Here is a 25,424-nt window from a genome sequence, read left to right as displayed (position 1 = left end):
GCTTTGGTGGAGTTAATCGGCAAACCACAGCTGAATTATTCTACCCAATGGCAAGCGGCATTTAGCTTAGGGCAAATTGGTTATGGCAACCAAAAAGCGATTGATGCTTTGGTGGAGTTAATCGGCAAACCACAGCTGAATTATTCTACCCAATGGCAAGCGGCATCTAGTTTAGAGCAAATTGACCCAGGCAACCAAAAAGCGATTGATGCTTTGATTGAGTTAACCTGCAAACCACAACTAGATGATTTTACCCGATGGGAAACTGCATCTAGCTTAGGGCGAATTGACCCAGGCAACCAAAAAGCGATTGATGCTTTGGTGAAGTTAATCGGCAAACCACAACTGGATTATTCTACCCGAAGGTTAGCGGCAGAAAGCTTAGAGCAAATTGGTTATGGCAACCAAAAAGCAATTGATGCTTTGATTGAGTTAATCTGCAAACCACAACTGGATGATTTTACTCGAAGGCAAGCGGCAGAAAGCTTAGAGCAAATTGATCCTGGCAACCAAAAAGCGATTAATGCTTTGATTGAGTTAATCTGCAAACCAGAACTGCATGATTCTACCCGAAGGTTAACGGCAGAAAACTTAGGTAAGATTCTGTCAGAGGAAAAAATGCTGAGTGTTGTCACTATGCTGAAGGATTACTTATCACCTGAAACTTACAAAAATGACTTTGAGCGATTTAATAATTGCTACGAAGTTATCTGGAAGTGCGCCCAAACTATGCCCTACCCTGCTTTTTATCAAGCTTGGCATCAACAAAAGAAAGTGAAAGATGGAGAGAAGGAAAGAAAAACCTAACCCCCAACCCCTTTCCTACAAGGGAAGGGGAGTAAGATTCAAAGCCTCTCTCCTTGTAGGAGAGAGGTTTGGAGAGAGGTCAAAATGTACTGCACCCAACCAAGAACTGTTATATTATTACCCCTGCGCTCGATAAACTGGACTGATTTGACGATAGGTATTAAGTAAAGTCAGGAACTTATCAAAATCAAAACTTACTGGGTCAATTTTTTGCCCAGAACGATCAACTTGTTGATGGGTAGTGATGCGATCTTCGGGAATTTGACTTTGAGCAATTAACCAAGCTAAAGAATGATATTGTTCTTCTGTATAACCGCTATGAGCTTGGATGTAATTATCACCGCGTCCATCGGGTGGTGTTTCTAAAGAAACATGATAGGCAAAATTATTCACAGATGGCGCTAAATTAGGATTAGTCTGGACAGTTTCAACGCCATTAAAGCTTTCAAATACTGAGTTAGCTGCCCCAAAAGCTCGCTTTTCTGGTGGTACTAAATAAACAACTGTGCCATCTAGTTTAATTAATGTATGATAACTTGCTTGGACACTTTCATCTTCATGGGGTGTCTGAAAAAAATTAACTGCACTATCGGCAGAATAACCAGTTTCATGTATGACGATAATTGGTTGATTAGTGAGTTTTACACCATTAATGTCTTGAGTATAGCGATCGCCATAATTACTTGGGTCTACCGCCGCAATTTCATATCTGGGTAGATATTTAGCAAAAGCCTCTGTAGTTCTATATCTGCCAGCATTTTGTCTGGTGGTGACTGAAGATTTCGCTGGTTGATTTTTAGAGGATTGCAATTGTGCTTGGGGATATTCACTCCAATTTGTAGTAATTTGTTGATTTGATGGCGTGGTGGAATTAATTTTTGATTGGTTAATTTTGCCAATCAAGAGTGCCACACTCAAAGCGGTGAACATTAGAGAAATTAATAGCACCCTGGTTGCCCAGTCTCTAAAACTCATTGTTGCAGATTTCAGAATACAGCTAAAAATAATCTTAATCGAAACGAGAGTTTAACTCCTGCCTTGTTTAATTAACCTTTTGCTAGACATTCCTTAACCTAGCTGGGATAGCCTGAAGCACTGAATCTAACAGTTATTTCATGGTGCGATCGCCCAAGCTGTAAAGTGCATCTTTGCAGTTTATATTGTCTTGCCAAATTTGCGTAGACGCGAAGCGGCTTGCCAGGGGCATCGTCGTGTGCAACTTTCTCTCAAACCTAACCCCCAACCCCTTCCCTTGTAGGGAAGGGGAGTAATATTCAAAGCCTCTCTCCGCATCGGGGAGAGGTTTGGAGAGGGGTTGCAAAAATCAGTTGCACATTGTGCAAACTCACAAATTTTTAGTGAGTAAAAGTGAAAATCGCTTTCTCCTATTCTGCTTTATCCACACCCAAAAATATGCAAGCTGGTAAAACTATCACCAACGTCGGATTTTTAGGACAGCAAATTTTTGCTACAGGCCTTATTCCCGCTGATGTAGCCGGAATCGTCAATGGTACACCAACTCAAGTGGATAGTTTGTCTGGATTCAACCAAATTCTCACTTTGGATACAGATTTAATTCCCACCGTTGCACCAACTGTTGAAACTAGCCCTGCTTTATTGGATGATGATATCCAAAATGCGGATGCAGATGACCCAGCTATTTATGTCAACGCCACCAATTCCGCCGACAGCTTGGTATTAACCTCAGTGAAAAATGGTGGGTTGCGAGTTTATAACTTGTCTGGGGAACTGTTGCAAACCTTCAATCCTGGGGACATTCGCTACAACAATATAGATTTGCAATATGGCTTCAAATTGGGTGATAGCACAATTGATATTGCCGTAGCCAGCGATCGCGAAAATGATCAACTAGCAATCTTTAAAATTAATCCTAACCCCACAACTCCCGGTGAATATTTAGAAGATATTACCGACAGCAGCATCAGTACTATCTTCCAAGCAGCGCCTTTTAACCCGCCTTACTCATCTTCATCACGCAGTGCTTACGGTTTGGCGCTATACCGTAGCCCCCAAACTAATGATTACTACGCCTTTGTTAGCCGTCGCCAAACTGGAGACGTAGCCCAGTTGAAATTAATCGACAAAGGTAATGGTCAAATTGGTGCTGAATTAGTGCGGGAATTTACTATTCCAACTACAGAAGGGCGATCGCCCCAAACCGAAGGGATGGTAGTTGACCAAGAAACAGGCTATCTCTACATTGGTCAAGAAGATGTCGGTATCTGGAAATTTGACGCAGAACCTTTTGGAAACAATACAGGTACACTGATTGATCGCGTCCGGGCTTTGGGCGGTAGTAATCTCACCGATGATGTAGAAGGATTAACTATTTACTATGGTAGCGATGGTCAAGGCTATCTCTTAGCTTCCAGCCAAGGCGATAACACCTTTGTGGCTTATAACCGTGCAGGTAATAACCAATATATAGGTAGTTTTGCTGTCGGGAATAACGGGTCAATTGATAGCGTACAAGAATCTGATGGCGCAGATGTGATCAATGTGCCTTTAGGTGCTAACTTCCCCTCTGGTGTGTTTATTACCCAAGATGGTTCTAATGAACCAGGAGTAATTGCTGATGGGGAGAATATCAGCAGTAACTTTAAATTTGTCCCTTGGGAAAACATCGCCAACGCCTTCCCCGATGCTTTAACCATCGACACCACCAGTTACAATCCCCGCAATCCCGATACTTCCCAGTTTGTCCCCAGAGTCACCCTCAAAGGTTTTGCTTCACTTCCTGCTGATACCTTTGCTGAGGGGCCACCATCTGGTAGTGCAATTACTGGAACCAACGGACGGAATGTCCCCTTCGCCGCCCAACCGGTGCAAGGTTTTAGTGGTGTGCAAGTGGCGGATGATGATTCCTTCTACTTTTTATCTGACAACGGTTTTGGTAGTCAAAATAATAGTGCTGACTACCTGTTGCGGATTTATCGTGCTGATCCGAGTTTCCGGGGTGCAGAACAAGGGGGTAACGGTAGCGTCAATATCTTAGATTTTATCCAGCTATCTGATCCAGATAATAAAGTTCCTTTCCAGATTGTGAATGAAAACACCAGTCAACGCCTTCTCACTGGTGCAGATTTCGATGTTGAATCTTTTGTGATTGCGGAAGATGGAACTTTTTGGGTTGGTGATGAGTTTGGCCCTTACTTACTGCACTTTGATGCAACGGGCAAACTGTTAGATGCACCCATTCCCACACCCAACATTGTTGATCTCAACACCCTCAACGGTCAAGCACCAATTGTGATTGGCCACCGAGGCGCAAGCGGCGAACGACCAGAACACACCCTTGGTTCTTATATGCGGGCGATAGAACAGGGTGCAGACTTCATCGAACCCGATGTGGTAGTGACAAAAGATGGTGTGTTGATTGCCCGTCACGAACCAAATATCATTGCTACTACCAATGTTTTAGATCATCCTGAATTTGCCGATCGCCGCAGAACTAAAATAGTTGATGGCATAGCAGAAGATGGTTTCTTTGTTGAAGATTTTACCCTAGCGGAAATCAAAACCCTCCGCGCTATTGAACGTTTGCCAGGTATAAGAGGAACCAGATTCGACAACTTGTATGAAATTCCTACCTTGCAAGAAATCATTGATTTGGTGAATCAGGTAGAAAGAGATACAGGTAAGAAAATCGGCATTTACCCTGAAACCAAGCATCCTACTTACTTTGCATCAGTGGGTACACGTCTGGATGGTACACCAATTCATCAAGATATCAGTCAAAAGTTAGTTGACCTCTTAGTTGCCAATAATTTTACTGACCCATCTAGAGTATTTATTCAATCTTTTGAGGTTGGTAATCTTAAGCAACTTAATGATGTAATCTTACCTGCGGCTGGGATTGACTTACCGTTAATCCAGTTGTTAGATGCCCGTGATGTCAATCTTGATGGTTCGCTGATTGAGTATCAACCTTTTGACTTCCAAGTTAGTGGCGATCCTCGCACCTATGGCGATTTAAGAACCCCCGAAGGTTTGCAAGAAATTGCCACCTACGCCGAAGGAATCGGCCCTTGGAAGCGGATGATTGTATCGGTTCGCGGTGTGGATGCTAATGGTGATGGTCAAGCTGATGATGTCAACGGTGATGGATTAGTTAATGACGCAGATAAAACCTTAACAGCCCCAACCTCCTTGGTAAATGATGCCCATGATGCAGGCTTGTTAGTGCATCCATACACATTCCGCAACGAAGGCGGGTTTTTGGCATCAGATTACAACGGTGATCCTCAAGCAGAGTTTCGCCAGTTTATCAATTTGGGTGTGGATGGTTACTTTACCGATTTCCCCGGTACTGGTGATTTAGTGCGTGACCAATTAACCGGAGAGTTTGTCCGGTCTCCCCAAAACCCCGATGTCCGCAATTTGCAAGAGTTTAATACTTTAAGTGGTAATGCACCATTAGTTATTGGACACCGTGGCGCAAGTGGTTCCCGTCCCGAACATACTTTAGAATCTTACCGATTAGCGATCGCTCTTGGTGCAGATTTTATCGAACCTGACTTAGTAGTTACCAAAGATGGGCATTTGGTGGCGCGTCATGAACCTAACATCATTGCCACTACCGATGTCTTAAATCATCCAGAGTTTGCTAATCGCCGCACCACAAAAGTTGTTGATGGTGTAGCGGAGAATGGCTTCTTTGTCGAAGATTTTACCCTAGCAGAACTAAAAACCCTCAATGCGATTGAACGTTTGCCGCAACTGCGCGGAACCAGATTCAACAATGATGGGTTGAAGATTCCCACCCTTGAAGAAATCATTGATTTAGTCAAGCAAGTCGAAGCCGAAACTGGGCGGAAAATTGGCATTTATCCCGAAACTAAGCACCCAGTTTACTTTGACTCAGTTGGTACACGCCTTGATGGTACACCCATCAACACTAATATCAGTCAATTACTGGTTGACACATTAGTTCGGGAAAATTTCACTGACCCCAGCCGCATCTTTATTCAATCCTTTGAGGTGGGTAATCTGCGGGAATTAAAGCAAGACATCCTCCCCGCAGCTGGCATTAATATACCTTTGATTCAGTTAATTGGTGGTGCAGCAGGTAGACCCTATGACTTTGTGGTTAGCGGTGATACTCGCACCTATGGCGACTTAATTAGACCGACAGGACTCGCCGCGATCGCCACTTACGCAGCAGGTATTGGCCCAGATAAACGCTTAATTGTTCCTGCTACAACGGTAGACCGCAACGGTGATGGCAGACCAGATGACCTCAATGGTGATGGACAGATTAGTGATGGCGATCGCATTATCGGCACTCCCACAACATTAATCCAAGATGCCCACGCCGCAGGTTTACAGGTACATCCTTACACTTTCCGTAGTGAAAGCTTTTTCTTGTCACCAAGCTATAACGGCGACCCCTTGGCAGAATACAGACAGTTCATCAATTTGGGTGTGGATGCCTACTTTACCGACTTCCCCGGTGTTGGTGATTCAGTCCGTGACCAATTTGTCGGACAACCAGCCGTGGCTAACCTTGGTGGTTCCAGGGGTTTTGAAGGTTTAGCCATCAGCCCAGATAGACAAACCTTGTATCCATTATTAGAAGGTACTGTGGCTGGCGACCCTGCTGGTTCACTGCGGATTTATAAATTTGATGTCGCCTCAGAACAATATCAAGGTCTGGTTGGTTATTACCATTTGGATAACCCTAGTTACTCCATTGGTGACTTCACAGTAGTTAACGACCATGAGTATCTGGTAATTGAACGGGATCAAAACCAAGGTAGCGCCGCCCAATTCAAAAAAATCTTCAAAGTTGACTTCTCAAAACGCGATGCAAATGGCTTTGTTGAAAAACAAGAAATTGCAGATTTGCTGAATATTCAAGACCCCAACGACTTGAATCGAGACGGTAGCACAACATTTACCTTTCCCTTTGTCACCATTGAAAATGTCTTGGTGTTGGATGCAAACACCATTTTGGTTGCTAATGATAATAACTATCCCTTCTCTCAAGGTAGACCAGGAGACATCGACAACGACGAAATAATTCTTCTGGAGTTAGACAGACCGTTAAATTTGGCTACCAGTGTGGTTAGCATTACCAGCACGACTCCTAATACTACAGAAGGTGATTCCACTCCTGGAACTTTCCGCATTTCGCGGGTCGGTAATACTAATACAGCCTTGACCTTTAATTACACCGTTGGTGGTACTGCTATTAATGGTAGTGATTACGACAGCCTCACCGGGACTGCAACCATCGCTGCTGGTAGATCCTACGTGGATATTGCCGTTAAACCAATTGATGATAATTTGGTCGAAGGCAATGAAACTGTGACTTTGAGCTTGGTTGATGGTAATAATTACAACCTTGGTACAACTAACACAGCTGCAACTGTTACTATTACCGATAGCGATCGCCCCCTCGTCCAAACTCCCAACAGTGATATCTTTACCATCAAAGGCAGTGGTGCTAAAACCAGACTGCAAGTAGACCTCACCAGACGCGGTGCAAACCGTACCAATGAACTTGGTGTGTTTACTGTAGATGATGCCGCAGGTAGAATCAATGGTATCGCCCCAGGCGAAGCAGGTTACACCGCAGCTGCTTTAGAAAGGGCAAAAACCATTTTCTCGGCGGTGAATCGTGGCTTGAACACTGCCGATGTTTCCAGATTACTAGAATTTGACTCAGGCGATCGCCTCAGATTCTATGTAGTCAGCAATGGTACGAGTGATGATGTTCGCGCTGGTAATATCCCCAGCAACAGCGTCATCTTTGCTAATCCCAACACTCAAAGAATCACCGACTTAGGTAACGATAAATTCTCCCTCGCTTGGGAATTTCAACCAGGAAATGGTCAACTTTTCCAAGATTTGGTAGTGAACATTCAATCTACCGACACAGTTTTACCAATTGGTACAGCATTACAAGGTCAATCACAAGCCGAACTCATCGACTTGCGTAACGTTACACAATTAGTCACGGCTGATTTTGTCGTTAGCAAAGATGCAGGTTATAGAAACTACGCCAGTTTCTATCGAGTCACCGATGTGAATGGTGGTATTGACCTCAACGGTGATGGTCAAGCAGATATCTTACCCGGACAAGCTGGTTACACCGAGGCTGCTGTCAGCAACCGCGTTCCTGGGATTGATCTTACAGCCAACCGTGGGATAACAACTTACTCTGCAACCTTACAAGGAGGTTATATCTATGCACCATTTATTATTGCCAATGGTACACCAGAAGCAATTTTAGATAACAACCCCAGAAATCCTGCGGTTTACTTCCCCGTCTTAGGTGCTAATACCAGACAAACCGACCAAATTGCTTTGTTAGGAAATAATATCTTTGGCTTTGAAGACTTGCCAAGAGGAGGCGATCGCGACTTCAACGATTTAGTTGTCCGCGTTGATTTAAACATCGCCTAATTTTGTGGTTTAGCTAAAATAACCACGCTAAAAAAGAGATAAAACATAGCCATTAGCCCTACTTAAAAAGGTAGGGCTAATTTATTTTGATAAATATTTTTGCGCTCAAGTATTTTTTATCTTACTTTGGCGGGTGAAAATGATTTTTCTTACTTGTGATGAACCCGGTATAAATTTGTTAATATATAACGTTTACAGTCATCCTGATCAATAAAAACTTGCAAAAATTTATTTACTTTAGTTAATTCAAATAACATTCTAACCTGTTCATTAATAGAGCAAATAAAGAATTTGACGTTAGCCTTGGATGCCATTTGCATTATAGACATTAACAACCCTAAGCCAGAACTATCTATAAATTTAATGTCTTTCATATCAATCAATATAATATTAGTGCCATTATTTATCAGGTCACTAATGTCGCTATGCAATTGATTGCCTCTAATTTTATCTAAAATCCCTGATGGTGCAACTACTGTTAGTCGAAGTTTAGTATTCATAAATTAATTACCCATTGATATTAAGTCCTTGATATAAAAATCCTATGTGAGTTGTGAAACAATATTCTTTTTAACGAACCACAAAGGACGCTAATAAGGAGAATAAAAAGAAGAAGCAAAACATCACAAATAATTTAGGATTGCTATAGCAGTTATGCAATCAAAGAAATCAACCTTATAAGTTGTGGAAAAATTGCTTGTACTGGAGTTACTTTTTTTTGGGTAAATACTTTATATCGCAATTAGATGTTAAACGTCCATACTTAAGAATTCTTTTTTGCTAAGTCTTTATCAATGAAGTAGCAAAGCGTTATTTAATCAAGTATATCGAAACCAGAGGATGTTAATTTGCTTTGATGGGTAAGGTGATAATGAATTCTGTTCCCTGACCTAATATAGAATTGAGGTGAATTGAACCATTATGTTTCTCAGTAATAACTTGATGGCTAATTGATAAGCCTAAGCCTGTACCTTTACCTACAGGTTTGGTAGTGAAAAAAGGATCGAATAAGCGCGATTGTATATGTTCTGGAATACCGATTCCGTTATCGGCGATGATAATCTCTACTTGGTTTTGTTGTGTTTTCGTAGTACGAATCAGAATCTGATTTGGGTTGGCGGTGATTTCTGATAAACTACGACCCTGATTACTTTGTTCCAAGGCATCGATCGCATTTACAATCAAATTGATAAATACCTGGTTAATTTCTCTGGCATAGCATTCTACTAACGGTAGCTCACCATATTCTTTGATGATGTTAATGGCTGGACGCTCAGGCTGTGCTTGCAGTCTATATTGCAACATAACTAAGGTGTTATCAATGCCTTCATGCAGATTCACAGCTTTATATTCTGATTCATCTAAGCGAGAAAAGCTGCGTAAAGATACAACCATTTGTCGAATGCGCTCGGAACCCATATTCATTGATTTGAGAATATTAGGTAAATCATCTTTTAAGAAGTTAAATTCTATATTTTCTATTTCTGCTTGCAGAGATTGTGGCGGATGGGGATAGTGAAATTGATAGGCATTTAATATCTGCAATAGGTCTTGTGTATATTGATGAATATAATTGAGGTTTCCATGTATAAAGGTGATTGGGTTATTAATTTCGTGGGCAATACCGGCTACCAATTGTCCCAAAGCTGACATTTTTTCACTTTGTATCATCTGTGTTTGAGTACGATGTAATTCTTTTAAAGTTGTTTGCAGTTGCTCATTTTTTTGGTTTAATTCTTGGGTGCGTTCTTTGACTCTATCTTCTAATTGAGCGTATAATCGCGCATTTTCTAAAGAGATGGCGGTTTGAGAAATTAATAAATGCAAAATTTCTCGGCGATCGCGCGTAAATGCTCCGACTGTCAGGTTATTTTCTAAATATAAAATGCCAATCAATTTACCTTGATGGAGAATTGGCGCACAAAGAAGACTCTTGGGTGAATATTGCAATATATATGGATCAGCCGCTAGGGTTTTTTCGATGGTTGCATTGTCAATTACAGCTAAGGAATGGGTATTTTTCACCTGATTTATCAGGCTAACGGGTACTGTTTGATGATCTTCAAAGGGCAGCGATCGCAAAACAATGGTAGGTTGTCCTAGTTGGCAAAGTGCTTCAATGAACCAAGAATTGCCTTTTGGCATGAGCAATGCACATTTATCGGCTCCGGCATTTTTGAGTATGACATCAAGTAAAGTGGAGAGTAATTTCTCTAACTCAATTTCACTGGATAGGGATTGTGAAACTTGGAGAATGCTGGACAAATCGAGGCTGTTGGAAAGACTAGCTTGATTAAAACTGGTATTATCAACTGTCTCAAAAGATGTAGAAATGATCGTCTCTGTTGGGTTCAGAGGTATTTGCTGTTTGTGCAGAATTGTCAGCAGTAGTAGGGGATAGCGACTTTCTAAATCGATTATTTTGGCTTTTGCGCCCCAACGTACATAACAGTAATACGCATCAATCATGTAAATTTGAGCAATTTTTGGTTTGCCCCAAGCAAGATAAAATTTAGCCGCTAGTTCATTGGCTAAGGCTTCTTCGTTGAGAAGTTGGTTATCTTTAGCCAGCGCAATGGCGCGATCATAATGTTCTATTGCTGCTAATTTTTTACCACAAACTCGACACTTTTCTGCCTCCACTAAATGCCATTTATGCAGATGATTCATTGGAGCATATTGCGCCCATTGGTGCAGAGTTGTTTGATGAGTTTCTACCTCAATGAGAATTTTACTTTGCTCTGATTCTGGTTGTGTGGTAATGATTGCTAAATGGGTGAGGGCAGTGTAGAAATGGAAAATGGGAATATGAATTAGTCCAGATAATGCCATTAAATAGGGTTGGACTTGGGTAATGTAGTCGAGAGCAGTCGCATAATTACCATAAGAGTAAGCAAGCAGCAGTTTGTAAATGTAAACAAAGGCAATTCCTGTGAGATCATTATCTTTTTGGTGCTTCGGTAGCATCACAGTTTCATCATAGACCTTACCGATTAAGCGATCTGGTTGACTGACAGTTTCTCTTAATTGCTCGACTGTTTGCTGCATCATATCCAAATAAATATGCGCTGAATCTTGTTTCACTTGAGCTAAGACAGAACTGTAAGTAGGAAATTCCAGTATCAATGTGTCCAGATTTACACCCATGAACAGGGAAGTAAAGGCGTAAATTACTATGCTGTAGCCAGCATAGAGAAAATCACCAGTTTCCATGCCCGTCTTATAGGCTTCTTTCAATGTGGAAAAAGTTGGCAAAGGTGGTTGTCGGCGATGTTGAATGAAACAGCCAAACAGGGTGAGAGTGCAGCATTTTCGGCTTTGAGCATTCACCTGCTCTAGTAGAGAGAGTGCTAATTGACCAAACTCGTAGCCTGTTTCAACTTCGCCCAAAAAGGAACACAGTACTACACCCTGAGTCACATATCCTACCGTCGAGGCGGGAGCATTCCCAAACTGGATGGACAAGCGCACCATTGTTGTGCCTAGCAATGGTAATAAACCCGGATTACCCAGAAACACTGGTGCAAATAACATTCCTAACAGTTCCATTGCGGCTTGCGCCGTAGGTTCACTCATTGGGGGTAAGTCAATAAGTTGGGTAATTTCTCTGCCCTCTAGTTGCTGGTTTACCTCTGCTAAGGCTTGTTGAAGATGAAATTCGTCTAATTCTGTGGGGAATTCTACGCCCAATTGCCCTAGAGCTTCTCTACCGACCGCGATCGCCGCTAACATTTGGCTTCTAGATGTTTGCGCTGCAATTTGAATTTCATAGATTTTCACTTTGTCAAGAATGGTTTTGGCTTGCTGTAATACCAATGCAGCAAACTTTTCCATCCCATCAAAATCACCATTTAAATAACTGGCTTCGGCCGCTGCTACATATAGGTTTGAGGCTAATTCATACTGGGTTTGCCAGCAGTCTGACTCTAAAAGGGCGATCGCAATTTGTAAATAGGCAATGGCGGCGCTGTATGCAGTAGCTGTTTTCGCTTTTTCGCCAGCTTTTAAGTTGAGTTGGGCGAGGGTTTGGCGATCGCTTGTTTGGGTGATTAATGCCTTTCCTTGATTAAAATGCCCGACAATATCAAACAGTTTTTCTTCTTGCTCATGTTCCAAAAATTGTTTTTGAAGTAATTTACCAATTTGCAAATGAGTCGCCTGTTTTTGATCATCGGGAATTAGGCAATAGGCTGCTTGCTGTACTCGGTCATGTAAAAATTTATAAAAAACGGTCATTTGTGCTTGGTCATTGCTTGTTTGTTGCAGTTCTTCTACAGATGACAAATCACCATTAACCAATGACTCTTGTTGATAAAATTTATAAATATTATTAATGGGTAAAATCAACCCTTCTTGTAATGCTTTCCATAAAGCAGCCGCCGTCTCAATTTCTGATTGCTGTGAAACAATTGCCAATGTTGCTAAATCAAAAGAGTTACCAATACAAGCCGCCAACTGTAACACTTGTTGAGTTGATTTCGGGAGTTTTCGCAGTTGCCAACTCATAAAAGTTACAACATCATCTGTAATCGCTTGAGCAGCAATTTGAGTAATATCGCATTGCCAACAGCCTAAATTTAAATCAAATTTAATGAGATAATCTTGATATAATGCTTTGAGAAATTGGGTTGTAAAAAACGGATTTCCTTGGGTTTTTTGATAGATTAATTGAGAAAGATTCCATACCAAGTTTGTGGCACATTTTAGAGTATCAGCAACTAATTGATTTATAGTTTCCTGCCCCAGTGCAGCTAAAGTAATTGTATTAATCGGTACTTTTTTTTCTTGGATTTCATTTAAAGTTAATATCAAACGATGACCTGGATTAACTTCGTTATCTCTGTAAGCACCAATTAACAAAAGATAATTTGTATCAGCCATTAATATTTGCATTAAATTTAATGATGCTGAATCAGCCCATTGCAAATCGTCTAAAAATATCACTAAGGGATGGTCTGGACTGGTAAAAACTTGAGTGAATTTTTGAAATAATAAATTAAAGCGATTTTGGGCTGCTGTCCCGAATAATTCTACTGCTGCTGGTTGTTCACCAATAATTCTGGCTAATTCAGGGATAACTTCAATAATTACTTGTCCGTTTTCGCCAACTGCATCTAATATTTGGGTTTTCCACTGCTGAATTTGGACATCACTTTCGGTTAACAATTGCCCCATTAAATCTCTAAATGCTTGCACAAAGGCACTAAAAGGAATATTCCTTTGAAATTGGTCATATTTGCCTTTGATAAAATAACCGCGTTGGCGCACAATTGGTTTATGAACTTCGTTGACAACAGCAGTTTTACCAATACCAGAAAATCCAGCAACCAAGACCATTTCTGTTGCGCCAGCACTAACTCTACCAAATGCTTTGAGGAGAATTTCTACTTCTAGTTCTCTGCCATAGAGTTTATCAGGAATAATAAAGCGATCGCACACATCTCTTTGAGCAATTGCAAAGCTATGAATTTCACCTGTTGACTTTAATTGATATAAGCAATTTTGTAAATCTGTTTTTAGTCCTAATGCACTTTGATAGCGGTCTTCGGCATTTTTCGCCATCAATTTGTTGACGATTTCTGAAAGTACCGCGGGGATTTGAGGATTAATTTCATGTACTAAAGGAGCTACCTTGGCAATATGACAATGCAGCAATTCCATTGCATCATAAAACTGAAAAGGTAACTCGCCTGTTAGTAATTCGTAAAAAGTGACACCTAAAGAATAAAAATCAGTCCGATAGTCAATTCCCCGGTTCATTCTCCCAGTTTGCTCTGGTGAAATATAAGCCAGTGTACCTTCTAGTACATTAGGATTCAGGATAGTATGAGTTTCTCGCGGTAACAAAGATGCAATACTAAAGTCTATTAATTTAACTTGTTTGGTTTCGGGATTAATTAAAATATTGCTGGGTTTAATATCTTTATGAATAATTCGCTCTCGGTAAAGTATTTCTAAGCAATTGCAGATTGCGATCGCAATCTGCAAAAATTCTATAAGGAATTCTACGTTGACCCTGGCTCTCCATTCTTGCAGAGAAATCCCTCCAAAATCTTCCATCACTAACCCATAGCCATTTTGATAAGTTTCCAGGCTGTAGGTTTGGATGATTTGAGGATAGTTGAGATTTTTAGCAATGGTGTATTGATTACGAAACTGCACTAGTTCGCTAAAGCTAGGATAAGGATTTTTTAGCAGTTTAATAATTACAGATGAAGCATCAGTCTCTCGAATAGCCCGATAAACCAAGGTTTTAGAGCCATTGTAAAGTTCTTGACTCAACCGATATCCGGGAATACTTACCATAATACCAAATCTTAAATCTCAGATTTAGTATTCCCATACGCACAAAATATTTATCAGTACTGCCAAAATAGTAACACTCATCAATCAACACCCCTAATTCCCATAGAGATAATCATTAAGCGCACATTTTTAGAGAATTGCTAAATAGTTTTACAGGCAAGAAAATGTGTTTTCTAATACAAAAATTTTACGTATGTTTCAGGAATATCCCTAGACTAGCTGGAATCTTTCTCTACTAGAAAATAGCTGATGCTATTTAGGCTGTGCTGTACTAGATGCACAGATCAATTCCCAATTTATTATCCAAAATGGTATGGATTCTGTCCCTTGAAGAAGTTTATACATAAATTAATTTTATTAATTAGACAACTAAACCAAATTGCAGATTTTAAATCTACTGCATATACTGAACCTACAACACTGAGGAGAATGTATACCTTTTAACTGGTTTTTAATCAATATATGCTGTTAGATAGAGGTAAAAAATCTCAAATTTGCCTAATAATTTTTTTCTAACTCAATAATATTACTTATTTTTTCATTACCAATAATCTATGAATAACCGTTCTCAAATAGACAAACACAATTTTATTTATCCACACTACCAATATTCAGGTGAATTCACACCGAACAATTTGGTGTTTAATGCTAATTTTCAAGAATTTTCACAACGAGTCAGCTATATTTGCAATCTTCAGACTGCGGGAAAACTTTCTGTTGACGAGTCTTACAAGCAAATTGAAATACTCTGGGAACAGTTAAAACAGTCTTTTCAAAGCTTAAATATTGAAAAAGACACAAATATTTGATTGTGAGGATTTATTTAACTTTTTTTTCATCAAAAATACTGAAACTATGAATAACTCAACTTTTATATCCCAGCCAGTTGGAGAAACCACTGATGTCGAAGTTTGGCTGGCTAGGGCTGGGCTAAAATTTACAGATTTAGGCAAAGATGCGGTAAGTACAGCTATCCGTAAGCAATGGCGAGAATATCAAGCTGCTGTCTATAAATGCTGTGTAGTTCTGCACTTACCACCAGAGGCTGTTCAACTGAGTGATGTTTATGCCTATCTGAGAATACCTTGTATTACTTCGAGGAACTTTGAGATAAATTGTTAAATGAAACAGTCCTACATTAAAAAGCTATCCATTAATTACATCTTTCTTAACAAGCCTTTTAGGATTGTTATGTAATCATCTTAAACACTAATTTTTTTAAGCCTACTTGATAAATTCGGTCTTTATATTCTCGCTAAAATTGACGTTTTATTGAGAATTAAGGACGAAATAATCAGGATTAGAAAAAGCGTAATTGAATACTCTCGTAAATGTTGAGAAAAGTCCGAGTAATGGGTAGCTTTTTAAGGGATTTAGGGGGAGCAAGAGAAATATATTATACTTTTTAGATATCCTCCTTTATTGGATATAGTTTACCATTTTGAAAAGGGAAATCTGGCTAAATTACTATTGAAATACCTACTCTCATGAGAAACTTCTTCACCAATCCATTCTGGTAGTTCAATTTGTTGGTTTACATCGCTCAGTTCAACTTCTGCCACTATCAAGCCTTTATTGTCACCATCAAACTCATCAATTTCCCAAGTTAAATCACCTAATTTTACCTTGTATCGCACTTTTTCAATTAATGGGCGATCGCATAATGTATCTAACATTTCTTGAGCATCAGCCAGGGGAATTTCGTACTCAAACTCAGACCGTGAACAATTCACACTAGGACTTTTAATTGTTAAATAACCTCGGTCGTTAGCAATACGTACCCTTACTGTCACTGCTTTTTGAGTAGCAATATATCCTTGACGATAGACTCCACCTACACCTAGGTTTCTCCAAGCATCGCCTTTAACTAAAAATTTCCGTTCTATTTCTTTGGCCATGTTATTTCTTGAGTAATGGGTAGTTATATTATTCAGAATTCTAGTTGATTTTTGAACTAGAAAAATCAGGGTTTAGGCTGCACCTAAGATTTTTTTAAAAGTCAAACTTATACCTAAAAAAACCTAATTTTGGTTTCTCAATACATACTGTAAACTGTTCAATAAATCTTTGGCAGTAAAAGATTTTGGCAAAACTAGCTGAATATTGGCATTGACAACTTCTGTCAATTTTTCCTGGGGATTAAACCCACTACAAGCAATAATTTTCACTTGAGGATTCATTTTTTGTAGGGTGCGAATGGCAGTTATCCCATCCATTTCCGGCATAATCATATCCATCAACACAGCTTTGATTTGATGTTTATGTTGGGCATAAAGTGCGATCGCTTCAATCCCATTACTAGCCGTCAAAATTTTGTAGTTGTAGTTTTCTAAGACGATGGTAGCAATCTCTAGCATTTTTGCTTCATCATCAACAACTAAAATTAATTCTCCTTCCCCTAAAGGTACTGCTAAGTTTTCGGTTTTGATTGCTGGACAACCTTCTACGGCGGGTAAGAACAATTTAAATTTCGTGCCTTTACCGACTTTACTAGATACATTAATAAAACCACCATGACTTTTAATAATGCCTAGAACTGTTGACAAACCTAACCCTGTCCCTATCCCTATGTCTTTGGTCGTAAAAAATGGCTCGAAAATTCTATCTAATATTTCTGGCGGCATCCCCATCCCATTATCCGCTACAGTTAGCTCAATGTAATGCCCAGCTTGAGCATCCAAATTCATTTGGGCGTAGGCTTCATCAATCAATCTATTTTCTGCGAAAATTTCAATTTTACCGCCATCCGGCATGGCATCACGGGCATTAACTACCAAATTCATTAGCACTTGATGCAGCTGGGTAACATCCCCAGACACAGCCAACAGATTATCGGGAATGGCGATCGCAAATTCAATAGATTTCGGGAATGTCTGTTTGGCAATCAGCAGCATTTCCGAAATTAAGTGCTTAATCAAAATAATTGTGCGTTCTCCTTTAAACCCCCGCGCGAACGATAATACTTGTTTCACCAAATCTGCACCACGTTTGGCATTATTTTCGATAATTGCCATTAGCTGATAATAGCGCTCTGTGTCTTGGGGAAACTTTAGTTGTAACAGTTGAGATGCAGCTAAAATTGGTGTCAAAATATTGTTCAAATCATGGGCGATGCCACCAGCCAAAGTCCCAAGACTTTCTAATCTTTGCGTGCGGAAACACTGTTCTTCTAGTTGTTTCTTTTGGGTAATATCAGTGTCAACAATCAAGATAGATTTAGGTTTTCCTGTACTATCCTGCATGAGTGTCCAACGACTAGCGACAATAATTTCTTTGCCAGATTTGGTAACTTTATGTAATTCACCTTGCCAAATACCACTATCAATTACTTTTTCTATCGCCGCTAAGATTTTTGGTGAGGGTTGTTTAAATAAAAGTTCATCGGCGTTTTGGTCTACTGCTTCTTGTTCTGACCAACCATACAGATGTTCAGCACCTTGATTCCAAAAAAGAATCCGATTTTGCAAATCTTGCACGACAATTGCATCTGTGACAATATCCAACAAAGCTGCTTGTTCGAGAATTTTCTGTTCAGCTTGTTTGCGATCGCTAATATCTCTAGTTGTCCCCGTTAACCTACTTGGCTGACCGTCTTCGTTGTAGTAAAGTTGACCTGTCGAATTCAGCCAGTGAATGCTGCTATCTGGCCAAACAGCACGATATTCAACAACAAATTTCACTCCTTGTTGAATAGTCGCTGTCACAGCCTGACTAAAAACTTGCCGATCTTCAGGATGAACTAACTCCAAAAAGTCTTCCTTTGTTGGACACGCAGTCCTGTTAGGTAAACCATACAGTAGACCCATGTTAGCCGACCAAAGGGTTTCATCTGTTTGGATTTTCCAGTCCCAAATACCCATGTGAGCAGCTTCTAAAGCTAAACTGAGTCTGGCTTCACTCTCACGCAATGATTCTTCTTTTTGTTGACAATAAAGTTTCTCTCTATTTTGCCAAGCTGCTTCAGCCTTTTGGTATTTAAATATTTTCTGCTGCAAACGCTGGTTTTCTGCCACTAGTTTTTCTAACTCATCCTGAGTTCGGTGGAGTTTTTCTTCTACCATCTGAAGTTTTTTACGAGTTTCTTGAAGTTCTTGATGAGTTGATAGAAATGTAGATGATTTTTGTTCTATTCCTAGCTGAAGATTATGGTGGATAGAACAACTTATACCATTGATTTTGCGATAATTATTTTTTGGTTTCTGGCAGGCTGTTTTGATACCAACTATTATGTCCCGGTTGAAAGCTTGTACTAAAATACTATCAGTAATAATACCTGTTAATTTGCCTTGGTTATCTACAATTGGCAAATAACTAATTTGATAGTGACGTAACAGTGACCAAGCTGTAAATATATCTGTTGCATGACTTTGCCTGAGAGTAATTAATGCTGTTACCATTACATCAGCCACTTTTGTTTGGGTGATATCAACTCCCGATGCAATGATATTTATTACATCTTTTGCTGTAATTATCCCTAATAAATATCCAGCTTCTACAATTAAGACACAACTATTTTTTTGCTGATTACAGATATCAGCATTGAAATATCTATTTAAGCTAGGCAGAGACAGACTTTGAGATTGTTTCTGGCTCATCAAGATAATAGCATCGACTAGATAACTATCAGGGTTAATCGTTAAAGGAGAATGATTAATTAGATGATATAAAGTCGGCCAATTAATTAGCTGATTTTGTAATGGCATAGTTAATTCATCAATTAAATTTATGTTCTTAACCTCAGAACAAGATAGAGAATGCAAGCTATAGCAAACAAGAGTTAAATATCATTTATTTAAATTTAATAGAGTATTATGCAATTTTAACTGCAAATATGGCATTTTTTTCTTAATTATAATTTAGCTATAGCTTCCAGATTTGATGGATATGTAGTCTCAGACTATTTAGCTAATTTGAGGGTAGTCAAATTCATTTTATTGTCAAATGCTGGATAGATGATCTATTGATTGAAAAAATAAATTGTCTGGATTATGAGTTTATTGCAGCTTGGTATCTCCCAAATGTAACTTTTTATTCTTTGGTTTAAACTATTAAACTTATCAATATCCATTGTTTTCAAGCATTTTTAAAATTTCATATTAAGTAATTGAGTTTTAAAAGCTACATAATCTATTCTGTAATAAATCTATAGAAAATATTAAATTTTTTAACTTACTGCTTAATTAACAAAAATCAAGCAATTTCGAGAATTGTTGAGAATTGAATTCCCAAAAAGCAGGTAAAAAGACAGATTAAAATTAAATACAATAAATTTTAAGTTTTACTTATTTTTGCCATTAAGGCACTCTATAGTGATATTTTAGTTTTTCAGATAAAAAAAGGAATATAACAATAAATTGTAATTTATTTTACAATTTAAAGCTGAAATAAATCTGAATTTACGGAGAAAAATTTTATGGATTTTCAAGATTTTCTCAGACATAAATTTACTCATGTGGCAATGGGCGAATTCAAGCCTGGTAAATTTGAAGCTGCCAAACAACTTTATGAAGAAGCTGTATTAACATATACAAAAGGTTTCAAAGGAGCCTATCTTTTACAAGAACCAGGAACTGACAGAGGCATATCTATCATTTTTTGGGAAAGTGTAGAAGATATGGAAGCTAACCAAAATGAGGTTTACCAACACATTTTGAAAAAAATGATGCCTTTATTTGTTGAGCCACCAAAAACAGTAGTCTATGAACTAGTGTGTGAAATTAACCCGAAAGAAATAGATGAAGTGTGAGGTGTGAAATTTCGTCTTTTAGTCTTCGGCATTGAAAGTTCTGAGTAAAACACGCTATTTTCTAATCACTAGTATCTAGTTTTCTAGACTCTTTTTCATACCGACTAGTTTACGTAGTTCATAATGGCAACTTACTGATAGGATTTAGCATAGTACAAGTGAACTGTAATAGGTAGGAAATGTCTGAGTTAATTCTGTTTTGGCATCGCCGTGACTTACGCATTTCTGACAATACTGGACTAGCTACGGCAAGAAGTCAAAGCCCAAAAGTTGTGGGTGTATTTTGTCTAGATCGCAATATTCTTGAACGTGATGATATTGCGCCTGTAAGAGTAACATATATGATTGGCTGCTTACAGGCATTACAGGAGCGATATGCCCAAATTGGTAGCCAACTCCTGATTCTCCATGCCGATCCTATGCAGGCAATTCCCGCCTTGGCTGAAGCTTTAAATGCCAAAGCTGTGTTTTGGAATTGGGATGTAGAACCATATTCTCAAATACGCGATCGCAATATAATTGACGCACTCAAAGAAAAAGGCATTCAATTCCTCAACGAAAATTGGGATCAAATTCTCCACTCTCCCGCAGAAATTCGCACAGGTAGCAATGCACCTTACACTGTGTACACCCCATTTTGGAAAAATTGGATTAGCAAACCAAAATTGCCCCCAGTAGAAACCTTACAAACCATAGAAGGATTAACACCAGGCGAACAAGAAATTGCCCAAAACGCAGGTGCAATTCCATTACCCACTGCCAAAGATTTAGGATTTATCTGGGATGGTGACTTAATTCTCCCACCAGGGGAAGCCTCCGCCCAAGCAAGATTAGCAGAATTTACCTATAAAGCCATTACCGAATATCAAGAACAGCGCAACTTTCCCGCGACAGATGGAACATCACAATTGAGTGCTGCGTTGAAATTTGGTGCAATTGGCATTCGCACTGTTTGGCAAGCTACAACAGAAGCGCAAGAAAATAGCCGTAGTGAAGAAACAACAAATAGTATCCGCACTTGGCAGCAAGAACTAGCTTGGCGCGAATTTTATCAACACGCTATGTATAGTTTCCCCGAATTAGCTGAAGGTGCTTACCGTGATGCCTTTAAAAACTTTCCTTGGGAAACTAACGATACACACTTTCAAGCTTGGTGCGAAGGCAAAACAGGCTACCCCATAGTAGATGCAGCCATGCGCCAATTAAATGAAAGCGGTTGGATGCACAACCGTTGTCGGATGATTGTTGCTAGTTTCCTGACAAAAGACTTGCTAATTAGTCCGCAATTAGGCGAAAAATATTTTATGCAAAAGCTAATTGACGGTGATTTATCTGCCAATAATGGCGGTTGGCAATGGAGTGCTTCTAGTGGAATGGATCCCAAACCCTTGCGAATTTTTAACCCAGCCAGTCAAGCGCAGAAATTTGATCCAGATGGCGAATATATCCGCCGATGGTTGCCAGAATTGCGGTCTCTTGATAACGAATATTTAGTAACTGGTAAAATTACACCTCTAGAACGTCGCGCTGTTGGCTACCCTGAACCCATTGTGGATCATAAACAACGACAACAGCAATTTAAACAACGTTATCAACAGCAGAAAGAAATAATTAGGTAAAAACTATAGCGGATTCTAGATTGGTGAGATAGAACTTACTGTAAAGGTAAACATCTGTTTGCTCTTATTTGTATACTCCCTGTCAATAAAAACTATAATAATAGCGTTAGTTTCTCAGTGAACTAACGCTATTTTTTAAATAAGTTCAGGGATAAAATATTAACAAAATCTCCCTGATGTTTACTATAAATTAAAGTCAATTACATCTATTAAACGGTACTACGGCGAGTTAGCAAATTCCACAAGAAGACGGCGACAATAGCACCTAAAACCGCTACTAAAATACCAGGAATGCTAAGAGTTGGAGCCGCCAGTGCAAAATTTCCCGTACTGAAGAATACTCCTAAGCTACCACCAACAAATGCACCTATGATACCTAACAAAATTGTTCCCAGTATGCCGCCGCCTTGATGACCAGGGTAGATAGCTTTAGCAATAGCACCAGCAATTAAACCTAAAATAATCCAAGCAAGAATGTTCATTTGTTTTTTGTTTGTAGTTAATGTTTTTTCTGACAATTACAGATTAACAAGTTCAGTAAGTTCAGCCAATCTATCATCAGAATTAATTATTCGTAGCCTGAAGGGGTAGTTGAATGGCTGTAACTTCTTTGGAGGTATGCCGAAATCAATATAGGTAAAAACTCAAGAAAAAGCCCATAGCTGCTGTGAAGCTATGGGCTGATTAATTCATTGCTTGGTAATTGCAGTATAGGCATTTCTCATTAACCCTATCCTCTACTAGAAGAATTAAGCTTAAATGACAATTATGAACATTCTTAACAATCAAAAGGCGAATTTATTTCAACTTCTGGTAGAGTGCAACCATCAACTACCCACATAGGATCAATACAGTCAAACCCAAGCACAATTTCAGTGCATTGCAACTTATGACATTTAATTACCGATGGAAAAACGGCGCTCGACCAAATCGAGACGAAGCAATTAGACACAAATATTTGTTAGATGAAAACCAGTTTGACAATGAGCAAGACCGACAATTGGCAGAGGAATCTGCAAGGAGAATGCTAGGTGTACCTGTACCAACTTTAGATGAAGATAAATCGATATTACCCCAAGCAGATCCTGACAAAAAAGTATAAATGAACCTGATGCTGTGATGCCTGGCAATTGTTCAGACTCATAAACGATTATCGGGGTGTAAGTATGCAAAACTCTTACACCCCGATACTTTTACACCCAAAAGCTGCTTTTCTCAATGTTTGGCGGTTAACTTAGCACCTTAACCGGCTAATTCCCGATACCGTTGTTGAACTTCTGCAATTTCAAACAGCGCTTCAAACTTTAAACCAACAGATTGGTACAATTCTGCACCTCCTTGCTTGCGATCTACAAGTCCAATTACTTGCTCAACGATATATCCTGCATCTTTAAGGCGATTCACCGCTTTTAAGGCAGACTGACCAGTTGTCACTACATCTTCTAAAACTACAATTTTTGCACCTTCTGCCAAAGTGGGGCCTTCAATATAAGCTTTTGTTCCGTAACCTTTGGCTTCTTTGCGAATAATTAGTGCTGGGATGGGTCGATTTTCATAAACAGAAACCACGCTGACTGCTGTCACAATGGGATCAGCACCTAATGTTAAACCTGCCACAGCTTGAGTATCCGCAGGTAGTAAGGGAAATAATAAGCGTCCAACGGCTAAAGCACCTTGGGGATGAAGAGTCACCTGGGTTTTATTAATGTAATAGGTGCTACGTAGCCCTGAAGCCAGCACAAAATCACCTTCTTGGTAGGCGAGTTGGCAAAACAAGTCTAGTAGCTTGTGGCGCAAAGTAGCTAAGTCAGCAGTGGCTGACCACATATCAGCCTGGGTAAGGGTTTCAGTAGAATGCGTCATTACAAATGATTATCAGTTGTGCTACACCAAAGGTTGAACTCATCAGAGTTCTGCAATTAAGCATAAGTTAAGATTTGCTCAAAATTGAGGAGTTAAGCAAGATGGGTATAAAGTTTAAACCCTTTGGTGGTTTTTTAGTGCTTTTAACTACAGGGTTCGTTTTTCCCTCTATGGCATTTGCTGAGACGGCAACACCTAATTATGAAACGGCTAATGAAGCATTTGAGCGAGCTTACTTTCGTCACGATCGCAATTTTTACGAAAATAACACTCCTAAGCGTCAGCTACAAAATTTTCTGGGTAATGGTTCCGGTTTCAAGGATTCTTTTCCAGAAAATGAAATTGCCCGTGATGCTGAATTGATGAACACGCTCTATCGAGATGTTATGACTCAGCAAGTCGGTAATGACCCTTATCTACGTACACCAGATTTACCCAATCCTTATGATACTTCTTTACTTGCATCTCCTCGCTTAAATAGTAACAAGCTCAAAGTCGGTACAGAATTCCGCTTTTAGAGTGCTGAGTGCTGAGTGCTGAGTGCTGAATGCTGAGTGGTTAAAAGAAGTGATTAGAAGCTTCCGAAGTGTCACACTCCTATTCAATTCTAAATTCTGCTTGATAAAACTGATCACTCAGATCTTTCAACTCAGCACTTATTAAATCCAGGGTGCAGGAGTTGAACCTGCCTTGGGCGAATTATGAGTTCGCTGCCTCAACCGCTCGGCCAACCCTGGTCGAATATTAATTTTATCTCAAATTTACTATTTGTCTACCCTTGTACCACAGTTTATCAGATTTTTATACTACATAATTTAATTATGAAATGATGCACACTATGATTGATTAAGTTCTTTTAAGGATTGAGGCACATAACTTCAATGCTCTTAATATAGACCAGCATTCTTCAGCAACAGCTTATCAGCGATGAAAATAAATTCTACTGTAATACTGACGTTGATTCTGTTAATCCTGATGTTGGGCGCAGGGTCTGTAAGTGCGTTTTTAGGGTTTAATTTGGGAAGTTTGGCTCTCAAAGGAGTATCAACCCCAGATGGTCGCCCGACCACCAAATTCGCCAGCGCTAAGACCAATAACTCCCAACAGCCAGGAGTAACGTTATTAAAAGAAGAAGAAATATTAAAAATTGTTAAGTCTCGGATTGATGGTAAGGCCAAAGCTGCCAAATCAGAAAAATTAGACGACGACGAAGATATTAACAACAAAAAGAAGCCACAAGAAAAACCACAGGAAGTAGTTGAAGAAAAACCCCAACCAGGATTTCCTGTAAATGCCGAAAGTGAAGGTGTAAGTTTTGCAGTGCAGTCGGCGCGTTATTCTGGCGGTGATTTACTTTTGAAAGTAAAAATGCAGAACAAAGGGAAAGATTCTGTGCGCTTCTTGTATAGTTTTTTAGATGTTACAGACGACAAAGGTAGAACCTTGAGCGCCAGTACAGAAGGTTTACCAGCAGAATTACCTGCCAATGGCCCGACATTTTCCGGTACAGTGATTATTCCTACAGCTTTACTGGATGATGTGAACAAAGTATCTCTGTCTCTGACAGATTATCCTGCACAAAAACTCAAGTTAGATGTATCTGACATTCCTGTAGCAAGGTAGGGATGGGAAAGTAAAAAGGTAAAAGGTAA

16 protein-coding genes and 1 tRNA gene are annotated in these 25,424 nt (G+C 39.4%); 9 read left to right on the top strand and 8 right to left on the bottom strand.

All coding sequences use genetic code 11. The features are described from left to right. Window positions 1-807, top strand: an 807-nt coding sequence (locus tag NCWK1_RS24810) for a HEAT repeat domain-containing protein (protein WP_146034043.1), incomplete at its 5' end; no start/stop codon positions are given. A gap of 117 nt (window positions 808-924) precedes the next feature. Here NCWK1_RS24810 and NCWK1_RS24805 read toward each other — a convergent pair. Beyond that, the gene (locus NCWK1_RS24805; RefSeq protein WP_103126547.1) at window positions 925-1,782 is read right to left on the bottom strand and encodes an N-acetylmuramoyl-L-alanine amidase; all 858 of its coding nucleotides are present in this window, start codon (window positions 1,780-1,782) and stop codon (window positions 925-927) included. A 393-nt stretch (window positions 1,783-2,175) separates the two neighbouring features. On the opposite strand from NCWK1_RS24805, the gene NCWK1_RS24800 reads away from it, so the two are divergent. Further along, window positions 2,176-8,238 (top strand): phytase, encoded by a 6,063-nt coding sequence (locus tag NCWK1_RS24800; protein WP_245894986.1) that lies wholly within the window; start codon window positions 2,176-2,178, stop codon window positions 8,236-8,238. 149 nt (window positions 8,239-8,387) lie between these two features. Here the strand turns inward: NCWK1_RS24800 and NCWK1_RS24795 are convergent, their stop codons facing one another. Together NCWK1_RS24795 and NCWK1_RS24790 are read right to left on the bottom strand one after the other, a co-directional pair. Beyond that, window positions 8,388-8,738: an STAS domain-containing protein gene (locus tag NCWK1_RS24795; RefSeq protein WP_103126546.1), complete on the bottom strand. Its 351-nt coding sequence runs from the start codon at window positions 8,736-8,738 to the stop codon at window positions 8,388-8,390. Window positions 8,739-9,081: 343 nt separating this feature from the next. Then, window positions 9,082-14,544 carry a trifunctional serine/threonine-protein kinase/ATP-binding protein/sensor histidine kinase gene (locus tag NCWK1_RS24790; protein WP_103126545.1) on the bottom strand — a complete coding sequence of 1,821 codons (5,463 nt, stop codon included), beginning with the start codon at window positions 14,542-14,544 and terminating at the stop codon, window positions 9,082-9,084. Window positions 14,545-15,098: 554 nt separating this feature from the next. Between NCWK1_RS24790 and NCWK1_RS24785 the strand changes: the two genes are divergently transcribed. Together NCWK1_RS24785 and NCWK1_RS24780 are read left to right on the top strand one after the other, a co-directional pair. Beyond that, entirely contained in the window at window positions 15,099-15,353 is a 255-nt protein-coding gene (locus tag NCWK1_RS24785) for a DUF7219 family protein (RefSeq protein WP_103126544.1), read from the top strand. A 46-nt stretch (window positions 15,354-15,399) separates the two neighbouring features. Next, entirely contained in the window at window positions 15,400-15,666 is a 267-nt protein-coding gene (locus tag NCWK1_RS24780) for a hypothetical protein (RefSeq protein WP_096585567.1), read from the top strand. A gap of 311 nt (window positions 15,667-15,977) precedes the next feature. On the opposite strand, the gene NCWK1_RS24775 is transcribed toward NCWK1_RS24780, so the two are convergent. Together NCWK1_RS24775 and NCWK1_RS24770 are read right to left on the bottom strand one after the other, a co-directional pair. Beyond that, window positions 15,978-16,442 carry a CYTH domain-containing protein gene (locus NCWK1_RS24775; RefSeq protein ID WP_103126543.1) on the bottom strand — a complete coding sequence of 155 codons (465 nt, stop codon included), beginning with the start codon at window positions 16,440-16,442 and terminating at the stop codon, window positions 15,978-15,980. A gap of 123 nt (window positions 16,443-16,565) precedes the next feature. Beyond that, window positions 16,566-19,247, bottom strand: a complete 2,682-nt coding sequence (locus tag NCWK1_RS24770) for a PAS domain S-box protein (protein WP_103126542.1) — start codon at window positions 19,245-19,247, stop codon at window positions 16,566-16,568. 710 nt (window positions 19,248-19,957) lie between these two features. On the opposite strand from NCWK1_RS24770, the gene NCWK1_RS24765 reads away from it, so the two are divergent. Together NCWK1_RS24765 and NCWK1_RS24760 are read left to right on the top strand one after the other, a co-directional pair. Then, window positions 19,958-20,290, top strand: a complete 333-nt coding sequence (locus NCWK1_RS24765) for an antibiotic biosynthesis monooxygenase (protein WP_103126541.1) — start codon at window positions 19,958-19,960, stop codon at window positions 20,288-20,290. 179 nt (window positions 20,291-20,469) lie between these two features. Then, a complete protein-coding gene (locus NCWK1_RS24760) occupies window positions 20,470-21,909 on the top strand; it encodes a deoxyribodipyrimidine photo-lyase, 8-HDF type (protein ID WP_103126540.1) in 1,440 nt (479 codons plus the stop codon). A gap of 209 nt (window positions 21,910-22,118) precedes the next feature. Here the strand turns inward: NCWK1_RS24760 and NCWK1_RS24755 are convergent, their stop codons facing one another. Further along, a complete protein-coding gene (locus NCWK1_RS24755) occupies window positions 22,119-22,391 on the bottom strand; it encodes a GlsB/YeaQ/YmgE family stress response membrane protein (protein WP_096582765.1) in 273 nt (90 codons plus the stop codon). Window positions 22,392-22,798: 407 nt separating this feature from the next. Here NCWK1_RS24755 and NCWK1_RS24750 point away from each other — a divergent pair, with 407 nt between their 5' ends. Beyond that, entirely contained in the window at window positions 22,799-23,011 is a 213-nt protein-coding gene (locus NCWK1_RS24750; protein ID WP_096582767.1) for a bromodomain-containing protein, read from the top strand. A 140-nt stretch (window positions 23,012-23,151) separates the two neighbouring features. Here NCWK1_RS24750 and pyrE read toward each other — a convergent pair whose 3' ends face one another. Beyond that, entirely contained in the window at window positions 23,152-23,772 is a 621-nt protein-coding gene (gene pyrE / locus NCWK1_RS24745; RefSeq protein WP_096582769.1) for an orotate phosphoribosyltransferase, read from the bottom strand. 101 nt (window positions 23,773-23,873) lie between these two features. Between pyrE and NCWK1_RS24740 the strand changes: the two genes are divergently transcribed. Beyond that, complete coding sequence (locus NCWK1_RS24740; RefSeq protein ID WP_103126539.1) at window positions 23,874-24,290, top strand: hypothetical protein; 417 nt, start codon at window positions 23,874-23,876, stop codon at window positions 24,288-24,290. 146 nt (window positions 24,291-24,436) lie between these two features. Here the strand turns inward: NCWK1_RS24740 and NCWK1_RS24735 are convergent. After that, window positions 24,437-24,509, bottom strand: a tRNA-Ile gene (locus NCWK1_RS24735). 190 nt (window positions 24,510-24,699) lie between these two features. Here NCWK1_RS24735 and NCWK1_RS24730 point away from each other — a divergent pair. Then, on the top strand, window positions 24,700-25,395 hold the full coding sequence (locus tag NCWK1_RS24730; RefSeq protein WP_103126538.1) for a hypothetical protein: 696 nt from the start codon (window positions 24,700-24,702) through the stop codon (window positions 25,393-25,395). Window positions 25,396-25,424: the final 29 nt, after the last annotated feature.

The organism is Nostoc cycadae WK-1 (genome assembly GCF_002897135.1).
In the GTDB taxonomy this organism is placed as follows: domain Bacteria; phylum Cyanobacteriota; class Cyanobacteriia; order Cyanobacteriales; family Nostocaceae; genus Nostoc_B.
Note: the sequence above shows the minus strand (reverse complement) of the source record. Positions and strands in the feature narration are given on the sequence as shown.

Excerpts from the sequence above, each read along its gene's own strand:
- NCWK1_RS24805 (WP_103126547.1), bottom strand. The coding sequence starts at position 1,782 with ATGAGTTTTAGAGACTGGGCAACCAGGGTGCTATTAATTTCTCTAATG.
- NCWK1_RS24795 (WP_103126546.1), bottom strand. The coding sequence starts at position 8,738 with ATGAATACTAAACTTCGACTAACAGTAGTTGCACCATCAGGGATTTTA.
- NCWK1_RS24790 (WP_103126545.1), bottom strand. The coding sequence starts at position 14,544 with ATGGTAAGTATTCCCGGATATCGGTTGAGTCAAGAACTTTACAATGGC.
- NCWK1_RS24785 (WP_103126544.1), top strand. The coding sequence starts at position 15,099 with ATGAATAACCGTTCTCAAATAGACAAACACAATTTTATTTATCCACAC.
- NCWK1_RS24780 (WP_096585567.1), top strand. The coding sequence starts at position 15,400 with ATGAATAACTCAACTTTTATATCCCAGCCAGTTGGAGAAACCACTGAT.
- NCWK1_RS24775 (WP_103126543.1), bottom strand. The coding sequence starts at position 16,442 with ATGGCCAAAGAAATAGAACGGAAATTTTTAGTTAAAGGCGATGCTTGG.
- NCWK1_RS24770 (WP_103126542.1), bottom strand. The coding sequence starts at position 19,247 with ATGCCATTACAAAATCAGCTAATTAATTGGCCGACTTTATATCATCTA.
- NCWK1_RS24765 (WP_103126541.1), top strand. The coding sequence starts at position 19,958 with ATGGATTTTCAAGATTTTCTCAGACATAAATTTACTCATGTGGCAATG.
- NCWK1_RS24760 (WP_103126540.1), top strand. The coding sequence starts at position 20,470 with ATGTCTGAGTTAATTCTGTTTTGGCATCGCCGTGACTTACGCATTTCT.
- NCWK1_RS24755 (WP_096582765.1), bottom strand. The coding sequence starts at position 22,391 with ATGAACATTCTTGCTTGGATTATTTTAGGTTTAATTGCTGGTGCTATT.
- NCWK1_RS24750 (WP_096582767.1), top strand. The coding sequence starts at position 22,799 with ATGACATTTAATTACCGATGGAAAAACGGCGCTCGACCAAATCGAGAC.
- pyrE (WP_096582769.1), bottom strand. The coding sequence starts at position 23,772 with ATGACGCATTCTACTGAAACCCTTACCCAGGCTGATATGTGGTCAGCC.
- NCWK1_RS24740 (WP_103126539.1), top strand. The coding sequence starts at position 23,874 with ATGGGTATAAAGTTTAAACCCTTTGGTGGTTTTTTAGTGCTTTTAACT.
- NCWK1_RS24730 (WP_103126538.1), top strand. The coding sequence starts at position 24,700 with ATGAAAATAAATTCTACTGTAATACTGACGTTGATTCTGTTAATCCTG.